The sequence below is a fragment of the Mycobacterium florentinum genome (assembly GCF_010730355.1).
GTDB lineage: Bacteria > Actinomycetota > Actinomycetes > Mycobacteriales > Mycobacteriaceae > Mycobacterium > Mycobacterium florentinum.
This window is the reverse complement of the sequence record NZ_AP022576.1, coordinates 3,302,840-3,319,550: the sequence shown is the minus strand read 5'-3', so window position 1 is coordinate 3,319,550 and position 16,711 is coordinate 3,302,840. Positions and strand designations below refer to the sequence as shown.

Below are 16,711 nucleotides of genomic sequence, written 5' to 3'. Positions count from 1 at the left end.
GCGAAACATGTTGGAATACCACCATGGCCATGATTCCGCCGGCACCAGAGCAGCTCACCAGCAGCGACTTCCCGGTGCTGTGGCCGGTGGGCACCCGGTGGGCGGACAACGACATGTTCGGCCATCTCAACAACGCGGTCTATTACCAATTGTTCGACACCGCGATCAACGCCTGGATCACGGTCGGCACCGGGCTTGACCCGACCACGATGCCGGCGCTGGGCGTTGTCGCCGAGTCGGGCTGCCGCTATTTCTCCGAACTGCAATTTCCGCAGAGCCTCGAGGTGGGCCTGGCCGTGACCCGACTGGGCCGCAGCAGCGTCACCTACCGGCTCGGCGTGTTCGAGTCGAAGGACAGCCAAGAGCCGCGGCCGGTCACCGCGCTCGGGCATTGGGTACACGTCTACGTCGACCGCGTCAGCCGCAAGCCCATCCCGATGCCCGACCCCATCCGGACCCTGCTGTCGACGGCCTGCGTCGAGGCGTAACCGAGATAGCGCCCCGCGCTGGGGCTTTCGCGTACCCGGCTATGCTTCGCCCATGCCCGTTTTGAGCAAAACCGTCGAGGTCGACGCCAACGCCGCCGCGATCATGGCCATCGTCGCGGATTTCGAGCGATACCCGGAGTGGAGCGACGGGGCCAAGGGCTGCTGGGTGCTGGCGCGCTACGACGACGGCCGGCCCAGCCAGATTCGCCTGGACGCCGCCTATCAAGGCTTCGAGGGAGTCTTCATTCAGGCCATCTACTACCCGGGCGCGAATCAGATCCAGACCGTGCTGCAGCAGGGTGAGCTGTTCAAGAAGCAAGAGCAGCTGTTCAGCGTGGTGGAGGTGGGCGCCTCGAGCCTGTTGACGGTGGACATCGACGTCGAACCGTCGATGCCGGTGCCCGCGCCGATGGTGAAGATGATGCTGAACAACGTGCTCGATCACCTCGCGGACAACCTCAAGAAGCGCGCCGAACAGCTGGCCGCCGGCTAGGGGCTATCCGAAAATCCCGGCCCCATCGAGCATTTGGGTCAGCCGCTCCGCCGCATCGGTGAACTGCCAGACCGTGTGTTCGATGACCGCGGCCGTATCGCGGCGGCGCAGCGCGGCGATCAGCTGCCGGTGATTGTCGACCGCGGCGACAGCCCACTGCGGATCGCCCGCGTACACCAGCACCGGCATATACCGCGCTGCGTTGAGCAGGAACCAGGCCAGCTTGATCCGCCCGCTGGCCTGGTTGAAGACGCGGTGGAACGAGAACTCGATGCCGGCGATGGTCTCGGGGTCGCTGTTGCCGACGGCCGTCACGAGCGAATTGTTGATGCGCTCCAGCTCGTCGATCTCGGCCTCGGTGATGTGATCGGTGGCCGCCGCGGCCAGTTCCTTGGCGATGCTGGCCTGCAGCCAGAAAATGTCGTCGATGTCCTGGCGGGTCAGCGGCAGCACGACGTGGCCACGGTGCGGCTCCAGTTGCACCATCCCCTCACCGCGCAGCTTCAGCAGGGCCTCGCGCACCGGCGTCACACTGACCCCGAGTTCGGCCGCGGTCTCGTCGAGGCGTATGAAGGTCCCCGGGCGCAACGCCCCCGACATGATCGCCGCTCGCAGGTGGCCCGCTACCTCGTCCGACAGCTGCGCCCGGCGCAGCTGCCGCCGCCTGCCGTGGGGTCGCGTAGATACGGGTACGTTCACGTCGGTAGCCAGGGCTTTCGGGGACGTTTTCAGGGCGTTTTCAGGGCGTATCGGGTCTTGTCATCAGGGCGGTAAGGCCATAGTGTGACCCACACAACACTATGTTTTATCAAATATCAACCTGTCGCAAGCGGTGCGCGAGTGAAGGGAAGGTATTAGTTGACCGCGCAACTTGCTAGCCACGAGGCACAAGCATCGCAGCCGTCACACCCGAACGAGCAGCCGTATTTGGCCCGCCGGCAGAACTGGGTCAACCAGCTCGAACGGCACGCGTTGATGCAGCCGCAGGCCGTCGCACTGCGATTCACTGGCCGGACGCTGACGTGGTCTGACCTGCAGCGACGGGTTAGTGCGCTGGCGGGAGCCCTGCGCCGTCGAGGGGTCGGCGCGGGGGACCGGGTCATGATCCTGATGCTGAACCGTCCCGAGTTCGTCGAGGCGATGCTGGCCACCAACATGCTCGGCGGTATCGCGGTTCCGCTGAACTTCCGGCTCACCCCGTCCGAGATCGGGTTCCTGGTCGAGGACTGCGAGGCGCGGGTCATGGTCACCGAAGCGGTGCTCGCCCCGGTCGCCACCGGCGTCCGCGACATCCAGCCACTGCTGCGTACGGTCATCGTGGCCGGCGGCTCGAGCGACGGCAACGTGCTCGGCTACGAAGACCTGATCGACGAGCCCGGGGATCCGGTCGAGCGGGTGGACGTCCCGAACGACTCGCCGGCCCTGATCATGTACACCTCGGGCACCACCGGCCGTCCCAAGGGCGCGGTGCTCACTCATACCAACCTGACCGGGCAGACGATGACCGGGCTCTACACCAACGGCGCCGACATCAACAACGACGTCGGCTTCGTCGGTGTCCCGCTGTTCCACATCGCCGGCGTCGGCAACCTGCTCGGCGGGCTGCTGATGGGCCTGCCCACGGTCATCTATCCCCTCGGTGCGTTCGACCCGGGCCAGCTGCTCGACGTGCTGGCGGCCGAAAAGGTCACCGGCATCTTCCTGGTTCCGGCCCAATGGCAGGCCGTCTGCGCCGAGCAGCAAGCCCGCCCCCGCGAGCTGCGGCTGCGGATCATGTCGTGGGGAGCCGCCCCCGCTCCGGACGCGCTGCTGCGGGAGATGTCGGCGACCTTCCCCGGCACCCAGATTCTGGCCGCGTTCGGCCAGACCGAGATGTCTCCGGTCACCTGCATGCTGCTCGGCGAGGACGCCATCCGTAAGCGTGGATCGGTCGGCAAGGTGATCCCGACGGTCGCCGCGCGTGTGGTCGACGAGAACATGAACGACGTGCCGATCGGCGAGGTCGGCGAAATCGTCTATCGGGCACCGACATTGATGAGCGGTTACTGGAACAACCCGGAGGCCACCGCGGAGGCGTTCGCGGGCGGCTGGTTCCATAGCGGCGACCTCGTCCGGATGGACGACGAGGGCTACGTCTGGGTGGTCGACCGCAAGAAGGACATGATCATCTCCGGCGGCGAGAACATCTATTGCGCCGAAGTGGAGAACGTCCTGGCCGGACATCCCGGCATCGTCGAGGTCGCGGTCATCGGCCGTACCCACGAGAAATGGGGCGAGGTACCGATCGCGGTCGCCGCCGTCTCGGGCGATGGCTTGCGGCTCGACGACCTGGACGAGTTCCTGACCGAGCGGCTGGCGCGCTACAAGCACCCCAAGGCACTAGAGATCGTCGATGCACTGCCCCGCAACCCGGCCGGCAAGGTCCTCAAGACTGAGCTACGGGTTCGCTACGGGTCCGCGGACACAGTTCAAAAGCAGGCTACTTCAAGCGATTTCACGCCGAGAAAGGAAAGCTGACAGAAACTGTAACGTTTGCCCGTTGTTGACGAAGGGTTAATTGTGCGGATGCGGTTCACACCTGCTTGGCCATCGGGTACATTCCTGTGGTCTCCGTTACTACTTGCCAGTAGGGAGTCGGTGATCACACATGTGGGTCCGGGGCAAGGTGGGGGCGTGCGAGACGATTCGCTGCGCCGTGGGGCGCGCGGCGCCGGCATGAGGGGGCAGTGGTGACTTCGACGTCAACCGGCGGTCGGGGCCCCTATTTGGTCGGCTACCTGCGCGACCAACTCGAGACGCCGCTGACCCTGATCGGCGGGTTCTTCCGGATGTGTGTCCTGACCGGCCGCGCGTTGTTCCGCCGGCCCTTCCAGTGGCGCGAATTCATCCTGCAGTGCTGGTTCATCATGCGGGTCGCGTTCCTGCCGACCGTCTTCGTCTCGATCCCGCTGACCGTGTTGCTGATCTTCACGCTCAACGTGCTGCTGGCCCAGTTCGGTGCCGCCGACCTGTCCGGCGCCGGCGCCGCGATCGGTGCGGTCACCCAGCTCGGCCCGTTGACCACGGTGCTGGTGGTCGCCGGTGCCGGATCGACCGCAATCTGCGCCGACCTGGGCGCGCGCACCATCCGCGAGGAAATCGATGCGATGGAGGTGCTCGGTATCGACCCGATCCACCGCCTGGTGGTGCCCCGGGTGATCGCCGCGACCCTGGTCGCCACGCTGCTCAACGGCCTGGTCATCACCGTCGGCCTGGTGGGCGGGTACCTGTTCGGGGTCTACCTGCAGAACGTCTCGGGCGGTGCCTACCTGGCCACCCTGACCACGATCACCGGCCTGCCCGAGGTCGTCATCGCGACCGTCAAGGCCGCGGTCTTCGGCCTGATCGCCGGCCTCGTCGGCTGCTACCGCGGGCTGACCGTGCGCGGCGGCTCCAAGGGCCTGGGCACCGCCGTCAACGAAACCGTGGTGCTCTGCGTCGTCGCCCTCTACGCGGTCAACGTCATTCTGACCACCATCGGTGTGCGATTCGGAACGGGACACTGACATGACCAACGTCGCGGTACTGCGCGCCCGGTTTCCGCGGGCAGCCGAAAGCCTGGACCGTTATGGCGGAGCCGCCGGCCGGGGGCTCGACGACCTCGGCCGGATGGCCTGGTTCGGGATGGTCTGCATCGCGCACGTGCCGCACGCGCTGCGCAACTACCGCAAGGAAACGCTGCGGCTGATCGCCCAAATCGGCATGGGCACCGGGGCGATGGCCGTCGTCGGCGGCACCGTCGCCATCGTCGGTTTCGTCACGCTCTCCGGTAGCTCGCTGGTCGCCATCCAGGGTTTCGCGTCGCTGGGCAATATCGGGGTCGAGGCGTTCACCGGCTTCTTCGCCGCACTGATCAACGTGCGCATCGCCGCCCCTGTCGTCACCGGCATCGCGATGGCCGCCACCGTCGGTGCGGGCGCCACCGCCGAACTCGGCGCCATGCGGATCAGCGAAGAGATCGACGCCCTGGAAGTGATGGGCATCAAGTCGATCTCGTTCCTGGCCACCACGCGATTCATGGCCGGGCTGGTCGTGATCATCCCGATCTACGCGATGGCGATGATCATGTGCTTCCTGTCGCCGCAGATCACTACGACGGTGCTCTATGGCCAATCCAACGGCACCTACGACCACTACTTCCGGACGTTCCTGCGCCCCGATGACGTGTTCTGGTCGTTCCTGGAGGCCATCATCATCACCGCGGTCGTGATGATCACCCACTGCTTCTACGGCTACAACGCCGGTGGCGGGCCGGTTGGCGTCGGCGAGGCCGTCGGTCGCTCGATGCGCTTCTCCCTGGTCTCGGTGCAGGTTGTCGTGTTGTCCGCCGCGTTGGCGCTGTACGGCGTCAACCCCAACTTCGCGTTAACGGTGTAGCGGCCATGACCCGGCCCGGAAAGACGAACGCCTCGCGGACCCCGCCCTACAAGTTGGCGGGTGTCGGCATGATGGTCATCGGCGCGCTCGTTCTCGTCTTGGTCTACGGGCAGTTCCGCGGCGACTTCACCCCCAAGACCAAGTTGACGATGCTGGCGTCGCGGGCCGGGCTGGTCATGGACCCGGGCTCGAAGGTCACTTACAACGGGGTCGAGATCGGCCGCGTGGACACCATCTCCGAGGTCGTCCGCGACGGGAAACCGGCGGCCAAGTTCACCCTGGACGTCTATCCCCGATACCTGTCGCTGATCCCGGCCAACGTGAACGCCGACATCAAGGCCACCACCGTGTTCGGCGGCAAGTACGTGTCGCTGACGACACCGCAAAGCCCGTCGGCGCAAAGGCTCAGCGCGTCGTCGGTGATCGACGCGAGGTCGGTGACGACGGAGATCAACACGCTGTTCCAGACCATCACCTCGATCTCGGAGAAGGTGGATCCGGTCAAGCTGAACCTGACGCTGAGCGCGGCCGCGCAATCGCTGGCCGGGCTGGGTGACAAGTTCGGGCAGTCGATCGTCAACGGCAACACCGTCCTCGACGACGTCAACCCGCAGATGCCGCAGATTCGCCACGACATCCAGCAGCTGGCCGGCCTCGGCGACACCTACGCCAACGCCTCGCCGGACCTGTTCGACTTCCTCAACAACGCGGTCGTCACCTCGCGCACAATCAACCAGCAGCAGAAGGATCTGGACCAGGCGCTGCTGTCGGCAGCCGGGTTCGGCAACACCGGCGCGGAGATCTTCGAGAAGGGCGGCCCGTACCTGGCGCGCGGCGCCGCCGACCTGCTGCCGTCGGCGCAGCTGCTCGACACCTACAGCCCGGCGATTTTCTGCACCCTGCGCAACTACCACGACATCGAGCCCAAGGCCGCTTCGTTCCTGGCCGGCAACGGCTACTCGCTGAACGCCCACACCGAGGCCCTGTCCGGTCTCGGGCTGCTGGCCAACCCCGTCTCGGCGGTGGCCACGATCGCCAGCCTGGTCGGCGGCCTGGCCGGGGTGGTCGGTGGAGCGCCGAACCCCTACATCTATCCCGAGAACCTGCCGCGGGTGAACGCCCGCGGTGGACCCGGCGGTGCGCCGGGTTGCTGGCAGCACATCACCCATGACCTCTGGCCCGCTCCCGAGTTGGTGATGGACTCCGGCAACAGCATTGCGCCGTACAACCACCTCGACACCGGTTCGCCCTACGCAATTGAGTACGTCTGGGGCCGTCAGGTAGGGGATAACACGATCAACCCATGAAAATCACCGGTACGCTCGTCCGACTCAGCATCTTCTCACTGGTGCTGCTGCTGTTCACTGTGATGATCGTCGTCGTCTTCGGTCAGATGCGGTTTGACCGCACCAACGGATACACGGCGGAGTTCAGCAACATCAGCGGGCTGCGCCAGGGCCAATTCGTCCGCGCCTCCGGGGTGGAGATCGGCAAGGTCGACTCGGTGCGATTGGTCGACGGCGGCAAGCGCGTGCGGGTGAAGTTCAACGTCGACCGTGCGGTTCCGCTCTATCAGTCGACGACGGCGCAGATCCGCTACCTCGACCTGATCGGCAACCGGTACCTGGAGCTCAAGCGCGGCGACGGCGAAGGCGCCGACAAGATCCTGCCGCCGGGTGGTTTCATCCCGCTGTCGCGCACGGCGCCCGCACTCGACCTCGACGCGCTGATCGGTGGCTTCAAGCCGCTGTTCCGGGCGCTGGACCCGGAGAAGGTCAACACCATCGCGACCGCGCTGGTCACGGTTTTCCAGGGTCAGGGCGGCACCATCAACGACATCCTCGACAACACCGCCCAGCTGACGAGCCAGATCGGCGAGCGTGACCAGGCGATCGGCGAGGTGATCAAGAACCTGAACATCGTCCTGGACACCACGGTCCGGCACCGCCAGCAATTCGACCAGACCATCAACAACCTCGAGGTGCTGATCACCGGGCTCAAGGACCACGGCGACCAGCTGGCCGGCGGGACCGCGCACATCAGCAACGCCGCCGGCACCGTGGCCGACCTGCTCGGCGAGGATCGCGCGCTGCTGCACAAGTCCATCAACTACCTCGACGGGATCCAGCAGCCGCTGATCGACCAGCAGGACCAACTGCAGGACTACCTCAAGAAGGTGCCGACCGCGTTGAACATGATCGGGCGCGCCATCGGGTCCTACGGCGACTTCGTGAACTTCTACGCCTGCGACATCACGTTGAAGATCAATGGTCTGCAGGCTGGTGGCCCGGTCCGCACGGTCCGGCTCTTCCAGCAGCCGACGGGTAGGTGCACGCCGCAATGAGAACGCTGGAACCTCCGAACCGGCTTCGGATCGGCTTGATGGGCATCGTGGTCACGCTGCTCGTGATCGGCGTCGGGCAAAGCTTCACCAGTGTCCCGATCCTGATGGCCAGGCCGGCCTACTACGGACAGTTCACCGACTCCGGCGGGATCAACGTCGGCGACAAAGTGCGCATCGCCGGCATGGACGTCGGCAAGGTCGAGGACCTTAAGATCGACGGCGACCACATCTCGATGAAGTTCTCGATCGGCACCAACACCATCGGCACCGAGAGCCGGCTGGCGATCCGCACCGACACCATCCTCGGTAAGAAGGTCATGGAGATCGAGGCGCGGGGCGCCCAGCAGCTCAAGCCCGGGGCCTCGTTGCCGATCGGTCAAAGCACGACGCCGTATCAGATCTACGACGCGTTCTTCGACGTCACCAAGGCCGCGTCAGGCTGGAACATCGACGAGGTCAAAGAGTCGTTGCATGTGCTGTCGCAGACCATCGACCAGACCTACCCGCACCTGAGTGCCGCGCTCGAGGGCGTTTCCAAGTTCTCCGACACGGTCGGCAAGCGCGACGCCGAGGTCAAGCATCTGCTTGCTCAGGCGAACCAGGTGGCCAGTGTGCTGGGCGACCGCAGCGAACAGGTCGACCGCCTGCTGGTCAACGCCAAGACGCTGCTGGCCGCGTTCAACGAGCGCGGGCAGGCCATCAACGCGTTGCTGAGCAATGTCGCCGCGTTCTCCGAGCAGGTCAAGGGCCTGATCAACGACAATCCGAACCTCAACCACGTGCTCGAGCAGCTGCGCACGATCAGCCAGATCCTGGTTGAGCGCAAGGACGACGTGGCCGCGGGTCTGACCGAGGTCGGCCACTTCCTGCCGTCGTTGAACGAGGCCATCGCGTCGGGACCGTTCTTCAAGGTGGTCCTGCACAACCTCGCGCTTTACCAGATCATCCAGCCGTGGGTGGACGCCGCATTCAAGAAGCGCGGCATCGACCCGGAGAACTTCTGGCGCAGCGCCGGTCTGCCGGAATACCGGTGGCCCGACCCCAACGGCACCCGGTTCCCCAACGGTGCGCCGCCGCCGGCACCGCCGGTGCTGGAAGGCACCCCGGATCACCCCGGCCCGGCCATCCCGCCCGGATCGCCCTGCTCGTACACGCCGGCCAACCCCGGCGGCAACATCACCGTCGGCGACGAGGGTCTGCCGCGGCCGTGGAACCCGCTGCCGTGTGCGGGTGCAGCGATGGGACCGTTCGGCGGGCCGGGCTTTCCCGCGCCGGTCGACGTCGCGACGTCGCCGCCGAACCCGGACGGTCTGCCGCCCACCCCGGGCATCAATATCGCTGGGCGCCCGGGCGACCCGCCGCCGAACGTTCCGGGCACGCCGGTGCCGCTGCCGACGCAGGCACCACCCGGTGCGCGCACCGAGAACCTGGCGCCGGCCGGCCCGACGCCGCCGCCGTCGACCTTCGCACCGGGTCTGCCGCCGGGTCCACCGGCCCCGCCCGGACCTGGGAACCAGTTGCCGGCGCCGTTCATCAATCCCGGCGGTTCGGGCGGTAGTGGTGTCACGGGAGGTAGCCAGAATTGAGCACCATCTTTGACGTCCGCAACATCCGGCTACCGAAGTTCTCCCGGACGACGGTGATTCTCGGGTCGCTGATCATCGTGGTGGCCCTGGTCGTCGGCTACGTTGGCTACCGGCTTTTCGAGAAGCTGACGAACAACACCGTTGTCGCCTACTTCCCGGCGGCCAACGCCCTCTACAAGGGGGACAAGGTCCAGATCATGGGCCTGCGGGTCGGCTCGATCGACAGCATCGAGCCGGTCGGCGACAAGATGAAGGTGACGTTCCACTACGAGAACAAGTACAAGGTCCCCGCCAACGCTTCGGCGGTGATCCTGAACCCCACCCTGGTGGCATCGCGCGCGATCCAGCTGGAACCGCCGTACAAGGGCGGGCCGGTGCTGGGCGACAACGCCGTGATCCCCGAAGAGCGCACCCAGGTGCCGGTGGAGTGGGACGAGCTGCGCAACAGCATCACCAACATCATCTCGAAGCTGGGTCCGACCAAGGAGCAGCCGACCGGGCCGTTCGGTGAGGTCATCTCGTCGTTCGCCGACGGTCTCGACGGCAAGAGCAAGCAGATCAACACCGCGCTCAACAGCCTGTCGTCGGCGTTGACCGCGCTCAACGAGGGCCGCGGCGACTTCTTCGCCGTGGTGCGCAGCCTGGCGCTGTTCGTCAACGCGCTGCACCAGGACGACGCGCAGTTCGTCGCGCTGAACCAGAACCTGGCCGACGTCACCGGCCGGCTCGCGCAGGACGACGGCGCCCTGTCCAATGCCCTCCAGCAGTTCGACAGCCTGCTGACCACCGTGCGCCCGTGGCTGGACAAGAACCACGAGGTGCTCGCCACCGACGTCAACAACCTGGCCACCGCGACGAACACGCTGCTGCAACCCGATCCGCTGAACGGGCTGGAGACCGCGCTGCACATCCTGCCGACGGCCGCGGCCAACATCAACCAGATCTATCACCCGTCGCACGGCTCGGTGGTCGCCATTCCGGCCATCACGAACTTCGCCAACCCGATGCAGTTCATCTGCAGCTCGATTCAGGCCGGCAGCCGGCTCGGCTACCAGGAATCCGCCGAACTCTGCGCGCAGTACCTGGCGCCGATCCTGGACGCGATCAAGTTCAACTACCTGCCGTTCGGCCTCAACCTGTTCAGCACCGCCGAGACGTTGCCCAAGCAGGTCGCGTATTCCGAAGACCGGCTGCACCCGCCGAACGGCTACAAGGACACGACCGTCCCGGGTATCTGGGTGCCGGATACGCCGCTGTCGCACCGCAACACCCAGCAGGGCTGGATCGTCGCCCCGGGCATGCAGGGCCAGCAGGTGGGACCGATCACCGCGGGCCTGATGACCCCCGAATCGCTCTCCGAATTGATGGGTGGCCCGAACATCGAGCCCGTTCAGTCGAACCTGCAGACCCCGCCGGGGCCGCCGAACGCCTACGACGAGAACCCGATCCTGCCGCCCATCGGGCTGCGCGCTCCGACACCGATCCAGCCGCCGGCGCCGGGACCGGGAGTGATTCCGGGGCCCGTCGCGCCGACGCCCGCGCCGGTCGGGGCCCCGGCACCCAATGCCGGTGGTCCGCCGATCGCCGCTGACTTCGGGGGTGGCCAGTGATCGCGCGGATGATCCGGCACCGGGCCTGGCAGGTCATGGTGCTGCTGGTGATCGCCACGGTGCTGAGCTCCTGCGGCTGGCGAGGCATCTCCAACGTCGCGATTCCCGGTGGCCCGGGCGACGGGCCGGGGTCCTACACCATCTACGTGCAGGTGCCGGACACCCTGGCGATCAACGGCAACAGCAAGGTGATGGTGGCCGACGTGTTCGTCGGCTCGATCAAGAAGATCGAGTTGAAGAACTGGGTGGCCACGCTGACGCTGGGCGTGAAGAAGAGCGTCAAGCTGCCCAAGAACGCGATCGCCCGGATCGGGCAGACGTCGCTGCTGGGTTCTCAGCACGTGGAGCTGGCCGCGCCGCCGAACCCGTCGTCGGAGCCGCTGCGCAACGGCGACACCATTCCGCTGAAGAATTCGTCGTCTTATCCCACCACCGAGCAGACGCTGGCCAGCCTGTCGCTGATCTTGCGCGGGGGCGGCATCCCGAACCTGGAAGTGCTGCAGAACGAGGTCTACGACATCTTCCATGGGCGCGGGGAACAGATCCGGTCCTTCCTCGGCAAGCTGGACACCTTCACCACCCAGCTCAACCAGCAGCGTGACGACATCACCCACGCGATCGACTCCACCAACCGGCTGCTGGTCTACGTCGGCGGCCGCTCGGACGTCCTCGATCGGGTGCTGACCGACATCCCGCCGCTGATCAAGCATTTCGCCGACACCAAGCAGCTGCTGATCAATGCCGTCGACTCGGTGGGCCGGCTCAGCGGGGCCGCCGACCAGTACCTGTCGGAAGCCCGCGCGCCGCTGCACGCCAGCCTGCAGGCCCTGCAGTGCCCGCTCAAGGAACTCGGCCGCTCGTCGCCGTACCTGATCGGCGCGCTGAAGCTGATCCTGACGCAGCCGTTCGACATCGACACCGTCCCGAAGATGTTCCGCGGTGACTACGTGAACATCTCGCTGACGCTGGACGTGACCTATAGCTCGGTCGACAACGCGTTCCTCACCGGAACCGGATTGTCGGGCGCACTGCGGGCCCTCGAGCAGTCCTTCGGCCGCGACCCCGAGACGATGATCCCCGACGTCCGCTACACGCCGAACCCGAATGACGCGCCCGGCGGACCGCTGGTGGAAAGGGGGGACCGGAATTGCTGACCCCGTTCATCCGACGCCAGCTGTGGGCGTTCGTGGTCCTGACGGTCGTCTCGCTGCTGGTGCTGGGCGTCTACTACCTGCAGGTGCCAAGCCTGATGGGGATCGGCCGGTACTCGCTGAAGGCCGAGCTGCCGGCATCGGGTGGGTTGTACCCGACGGCCAACGTGACCTATCGCGGCATCACGATCGGCAAGGTCACCGACGTCGAGCCGACCGAGCATGGCGCCGAAGCGACGATGAGCATCGACAGCCAGTACAAGATCCCGGTCGACACGATCGCGAACGTGCACTCCGTGTCGGCGGTTGGTGAGCAGTATCTGGACCTGGTCTCGACGGGAAACCCCGGGAAGTACCTCGCCGACGGGCAAACCATCAGCAAGGGCACCGTGCCGGCCGAGATCGGTCCGGCGCTGGACACCGCCAACCGCGGGCTCGAGGCGTTGCCCAGGGACAAGATCGGCAAGTTGCTCGACGAGACGGCGGAGTCCGTCGGTGGCCTGGGTCCCGCGCTGCAGCGCCTGGTCGACTCGACGCAGGCGATCGTCGGCGATTTCAAAACGAACATCACCAACGTCAACGACATCATCCAGAACTCCGGACCGGTGATCGACAGTCAGGTGAAGTCTGGTGACGCGATCGAGCGTTGGGCGCACAACCTCAACACTTTGGCCGCGCAGTCCGCCCAGCGCGACGCGAACGTGAAGAGCGTTCTGTCGCAAGCGGCGCCGACCGCCGACAATGTCAACTCCGTCTTCAGCGACGTGCGGGAGTCGCTGCCGCAGACGCTGGCGAACCTCGAGGTGGTGTTCGATCTGCTCAAGCGCTACCACACCGGGGTGGAGCAGGTGCTGGTGTTCCTGCCGCAGGGCGCCTCGATCGCGCAGACGGTGGCCGCGCCGTTCCCCAACCAGGCCGCGCTCGACCTGGCGCTGTCGATCAACCAGCCGCCGCCGTGTTTGACCGGCTTTATTCCGGCCCCGGAGTGGCGGTCCCCGGCCGACACCAGCATGCAGCCGCTGCCGTCGGGCACCTACTGCAAGATTCCGATGGACACCCCGGCCAACAGCGTCCGCGGGTCGCGCAACATCCCGTGTACCGACGTCCCCGGCAAGCGGGCGGCGACGCCACGTGAGTGCCGCGACCCCAGGCCGTACGTTCCGGCCGGGACGAACCCGTGGTTCGGTGACCCGAACCAGATTCTGACCTGCCCGGCACCCGGAGCGCGATGCGATCAGTCGGTGCGACCGGGCATGGTGATCCCGGCGCCGTCGATCAACAACGGCATGAACCCGGCGCCATCGGACCGCGTCGCGGGGACGCCGCCGGCCACCAGTGACCCGTTGACCCGGCCCGGGTCCGGTACGGTGCAGTGCAACGGACAGCAGCCCAACCCGTGTGTCTACACGCCTATGGGACCTCCCTCGGCGGTATACAGTCCCCAGAGCGGTGAACTGGTAGGGCCCGACGGCGTCAAATACTCCGTCGAAAACTCGACCAAAACAGGAGACGACGGATGGAAGGAGATGCTGGCGCCAGCCGGCTGAACCCACCACCGATGTCGATGCTTAGTCGTCTGCGTCGGAGACGGCCGAAGGAATCGGACGACGTCACCGACGAGACAAACCCGGAGGTGACGGCCGAGGATTCAGCTGAATCCGAGGTCGGAACCGATCAGACCGAGGCGACGGCCGAACCCGAAGCGCCCGAAGCCACCCCGGAACCCGAAGCGGAGGCCGAAGCCGCCCCGGACGCTGCGGAGCAACCTGAGGCCGAAACCGAAGCCGCGTCGGCGGACGACGATGACGAACAGCCGGAGGCCGACGACGATCAAAGCGACACCGACGCTACGACCGAGGCGGACGCTGACGGCGCAGGGCGTCCCCCGTCGGCCCTGGGCCGCGCGTGGCTGGCCGGCATCGCCGCCGCCCTCGTCCTGCTGGCCGGTGCCGTCGGCACCGGCGGCTATCTGGCGCTGCGATACCACCACGAGAGCCAGGCGATCGCACGCAACAACGCCGCGGCGCTGAGGGCGGCGATCGACTGCGTATCGGCGACACAGGCTCCCGACACCAACGCGATGATCGCCAGCGAGCAGAAGATCATCGAGTGCGGTACCGGTGCCTTCCGTGAACAGGCGATGGTCTACACCGGCATGCTCGTGCAGGCCTATCAGTCCGCGAACGTCCACGTTCAGGTCTCGGATGTCCGCGCCGCCGTCGAGCGCAACAACAAGGACGGTTCGGTCGAGGTACTCGTGGCGATGCGCGTGAAGGTGGCCACCGAGCAATCGCAGAACGAGACCGGCTACCGGCTGCGGGTGAAGATGGCGCTGGACGAAGGCCAGTACCGGATCGCCAAGCTCGACCAGGTGACGAAGTGACGCTGGTGGTCGAGGAGACTCAGACCACGGCCCCCCAAGTGTCATCAGAGAATGCCTTGGCGCCCTGGCATATTCGCGCGTGCGCGTTCGCGGTCGACGTGCTGCCGGCGGCCGCCGTGGCGACGACGATGGTGTTGGTGTCGTTCACCGTGCCCCCGCGCGGAGTCTGGTGGTGGCTGAGCATCTGTGTGCTCGGGATCGCAGTCCTGGCGATGTTGGTAAACCGGTTGCTGTTTCCGACCATCTACGGCTGGAGCCTGGGACGCGCACTGTGTGGAATCGCGGTGGCACACCGCGACGGCGGCGTCATCGGCGCCTGGGGCCTGCTGCTGCGCGATCTTGCCCACCTGCTCGACACCGTGTCGCTGGTGGGATGGCTTTGGCCGCTGTGGGATTCGCAGCGACGCACCTTCGCCGACCTGCTGCTGCGCACCGAAGTGCGGTGCTTTCAAACGCCACGGCCCGACATTCGGCGGTGGACGATCATCGCGGTGCTCACCGCGACCGCACTATGCGTGGCCGGTGTCGTGGTGAGCTACGGGGTGGTGTACTCCCGCGATCGGGAGACCGATCAAACGCGGGCCCAGATCGGAGTACAGGGACCGAAGATCGTCGCGCAAATGCTGACGTACGACCCGAAGTCGTTGCACGACGATTTCGTGCGTGCCCAGTCGCTGGCGACCGACGCCTACCGGGGCCAGCTCAAGGCGCAGCAGGACATCGTCCAAAAGGGAAACCCGGTCATCAACGAGTATTGGGTGACCGACAGTTCGATCGAGTCGGCGTCGCCGGATCGAGCGACGATGCTGTTGTTCATGCAGGGGCGGCGGGGCGCGGCGCCCGAGGAGCGGTACATCACCGCAACCGTCCGGGTGAGTCTCGTCAAGGGCGCCGGCGGCCATTGGCTGGTCGACAACCTCACCGTGCTGACCAAACCGAAACCGCCGGGGAACGGAAAATGAGCCCCCGCCGCAAGTTTGAGCCGGGCGAGGGCGCGTTGCTCGTCGCGACGGATCCGGAGACCCAGCGCCGGCCGTGGGGTTTGCCCGTTGCCAGTGCGGTCGCCGCGGTGTTGACCACCGCAGCGATCACGCTCGCCACCCTGATGCTGATCTCTCACGAATCCCGAGAGCACGCCGCGTCCAAAGACCGTGAGGTGCTCGCCTACGTGACGGGGTTCATGACTCAGTTCACTTCGCTCGACCCCTATCATGCGAACGACTACGTCATGCGGGTAATGGCCCAGGCGACGGGCGATTTCGCCAAGCAGTATCACGACAAGGCCAACGAGATTCTGTTGCAGGTCGCGCGCGCGGAGCCCGCGACCGGCACCATCCTCGGCGCGGCCGTGGAACGATGGAACGACGACGGCAGCGTCACCGTGATGGTGGCAACCGAAGTCACGTCCAAGTCGCCGGATCAAAAGCAGGTATACGAGAACACCAATCGTTGGACGGCAACTGCGACGCGGGAAGGGAATCAGTGGAAGATAAGCAGCCTGCTGCAGGTGATCTGACCGTCGAGGCGGCCTCCGACGACACCGCTGCGAACGACGAAAACACCTCCACGACAACGGAATCCGAAGCAGAACCGATCGGCGAGACGGACGCCGACACGGCGGAGTCCGCAGAGACCGACGAATCCGAGACCCAGACCGAAGAAGGCGGCCGCGGGCGGCGCAAACTGCCGGCCGGAAAAGGGATGGCCATCGTCGTCGCGGTGGCCGCTCTGCTGTTCGTCGGGTCGGCGGCATTCGCGGGCGCGACGATGCAGCCCTATCTGGCCGACCGGGCCACGGCGGCAACCAAGCTCAACGTGGCCCGCACCGCGGCCCGCGCGATCACTACGCTGTGGACCTACACGCCGGAGAACATGGACAGCCTCGCCGATCGCGCATCGGCCTACCTCAGCGGCGACTTCGAGGCCCAGTACCGCAAATTCGTCGACGCCATCGTGGCCCCGAACAAGCAAGCCAAGATCAGCAACAGCACCCAAGTCACCGGCGCGGCAGTCGAATCGCTGGACGGCCCGAACGCGGTCGTCATCGTGTACACCAACACCACCTCGACCAGCCCGCTGACCAAGAACATCCCGGCGCTGAAGTACCTGTCCTATCGGCTGTTCATGAAGCGCGCGAACGGGCACTGGCTGGTGACCAGGATGACGACCGTGACCTCGCTGGATCTCACCCCGCATCAGTAGCCCGGCCGAACCGGGATCGCCGAAATATACTGCACCCC

At 66.2% G+C, this 16,711-nt stretch carries 16 protein-coding genes; 15 read left to right on the top strand and 1 reads right to left on the bottom strand.

Annotation, left to right across the window (positions count from 1 at the left end; translation table 11 throughout):
- Positions 1-29 precede the first annotated feature (29 nt).
- Positions 30-488, top strand: coding sequence for an acyl-CoA thioesterase (locus G6N55_RS15685; RefSeq protein ID WP_372517618.1), 459 nt, complete (start codon positions 30-32; stop codon positions 486-488).
- Between the two features lie 52 nt (positions 489-540).
- The gene (locus G6N55_RS15680) at positions 541-981 is read left to right on the top strand and encodes an SRPBCC family protein (RefSeq protein WP_085222427.1); all 441 of its coding nucleotides are present in this window, start codon (positions 541-543) and stop codon (positions 979-981) included.
- A gap of 3 nt (positions 982-984) precedes the next feature.
- On the opposite strand, the gene G6N55_RS15675 is transcribed toward G6N55_RS15680, so the two are convergent.
- On the bottom strand, positions 985-1,680 hold the full coding sequence (locus tag G6N55_RS15675; protein ID WP_085222428.1) for a GntR family transcriptional regulator: 696 nt from the start codon (positions 1,678-1,680) through the stop codon (positions 985-987).
- Between the two features lie 159 nt (positions 1,681-1,839).
- Between G6N55_RS15675 and fadD5 the strand changes: the two genes are divergently transcribed.
- The 13 genes from fadD5 to G6N55_RS15610 all read left to right on the top strand — a co-directional run bounded on the left by fadD5 (position 1,840) and on the right by G6N55_RS15610 (position 16,673).
- Positions 1,840-3,498, top strand: a complete 1,659-nt coding sequence (gene fadD5 / locus G6N55_RS15670) for a fatty-acid--CoA ligase FadD5 (protein WP_085222429.1) — start codon at positions 1,840-1,842, stop codon at positions 3,496-3,498.
- 209 nt (positions 3,499-3,707) lie between these two features.
- Positions 3,708-4,526, top strand: a complete 819-nt coding sequence (locus tag G6N55_RS15665) for an MlaE family ABC transporter permease (protein ID WP_372513193.1) — start codon at positions 3,708-3,710, stop codon at positions 4,524-4,526.
- A gap of 1 nt (position 4,527) precedes the next feature.
- A complete protein-coding gene (locus G6N55_RS15660) occupies positions 4,528-5,397 on the top strand; it encodes an MlaE family ABC transporter permease (protein WP_085222430.1) in 870 nt (289 codons plus the stop codon).
- A 5-nt stretch (positions 5,398-5,402) separates the two neighbouring features.
- Positions 5,403-6,704 (top strand): MCE family protein, encoded by a 1,302-nt coding sequence (locus tag G6N55_RS15655; RefSeq protein ID WP_085222431.1) that lies wholly within the window; start codon positions 5,403-5,405, stop codon positions 6,702-6,704.
- Positions 6,701-7,741 carry a virulence factor Mce family protein gene (locus tag G6N55_RS15650; protein ID WP_085222432.1) on the top strand — a complete coding sequence of 347 codons (1,041 nt, stop codon included), beginning with the start codon at positions 6,701-6,703 and terminating at the stop codon, positions 7,739-7,741. Before G6N55_RS15655 ends, G6N55_RS15650 begins: the two co-directional genes overlap by 4 nt.
- Positions 7,738-9,327 (top strand): virulence factor Mce family protein, encoded by a 1,590-nt coding sequence (locus G6N55_RS15645; RefSeq protein ID WP_085222433.1) that lies wholly within the window; start codon positions 7,738-7,740, stop codon positions 9,325-9,327. Before G6N55_RS15650 ends, G6N55_RS15645 begins: the two co-directional genes overlap by 4 nt.
- A complete protein-coding gene (locus G6N55_RS15640) occupies positions 9,324-10,937 on the top strand; it encodes a virulence factor Mce family protein (protein WP_085222434.1) in 1,614 nt (537 codons plus the stop codon). Before G6N55_RS15645 ends, G6N55_RS15640 begins: the two co-directional genes overlap by 4 nt.
- A gap of 8 nt (positions 10,938-10,945) precedes the next feature.
- On the top strand, positions 10,946-12,091 hold the full coding sequence (locus tag G6N55_RS15635; RefSeq protein ID WP_085222992.1) for a virulence factor Mce family protein: 1,146 nt from the start codon (positions 10,946-10,948) through the stop codon (positions 12,089-12,091).
- Positions 12,085-13,635: an MCE family protein gene (locus G6N55_RS15630; RefSeq protein ID WP_085222435.1), complete on the top strand. Its 1,551-nt coding sequence runs from the start codon at positions 12,085-12,087 to the stop codon at positions 13,633-13,635. Before G6N55_RS15635 ends, G6N55_RS15630 begins: the two co-directional genes overlap by 7 nt.
- Positions 13,605-14,471 (top strand): Mce protein, encoded by an 867-nt coding sequence (locus tag G6N55_RS15625; RefSeq protein WP_085222436.1) that lies wholly within the window; start codon positions 13,605-13,607, stop codon positions 14,469-14,471. The genes G6N55_RS15630 and G6N55_RS15625 overlap by 31 nt, the downstream gene beginning before the upstream one ends.
- Positions 14,468-15,433 (top strand): RDD family protein, encoded by a 966-nt coding sequence (locus G6N55_RS15620; protein WP_085222437.1) that lies wholly within the window; start codon positions 14,468-14,470, stop codon positions 15,431-15,433. Before G6N55_RS15625 ends, G6N55_RS15620 begins: the two co-directional genes overlap by 4 nt.
- Positions 15,430-15,987, top strand: coding sequence for a mammalian cell entry protein (locus G6N55_RS15615; RefSeq protein WP_085222438.1), 558 nt, complete (start codon positions 15,430-15,432; stop codon positions 15,985-15,987). The genes G6N55_RS15620 and G6N55_RS15615 overlap by 4 nt, the downstream gene beginning before the upstream one ends.
- Positions 15,954-16,673, top strand: a complete 720-nt coding sequence (locus G6N55_RS15610; protein WP_085222439.1) for a hypothetical protein — start codon at positions 15,954-15,956, stop codon at positions 16,671-16,673. Before G6N55_RS15615 ends, G6N55_RS15610 begins: the two co-directional genes overlap by 34 nt.
- The last annotated feature ends 38 nt before the right edge of the window (positions 16,674-16,711 follow it).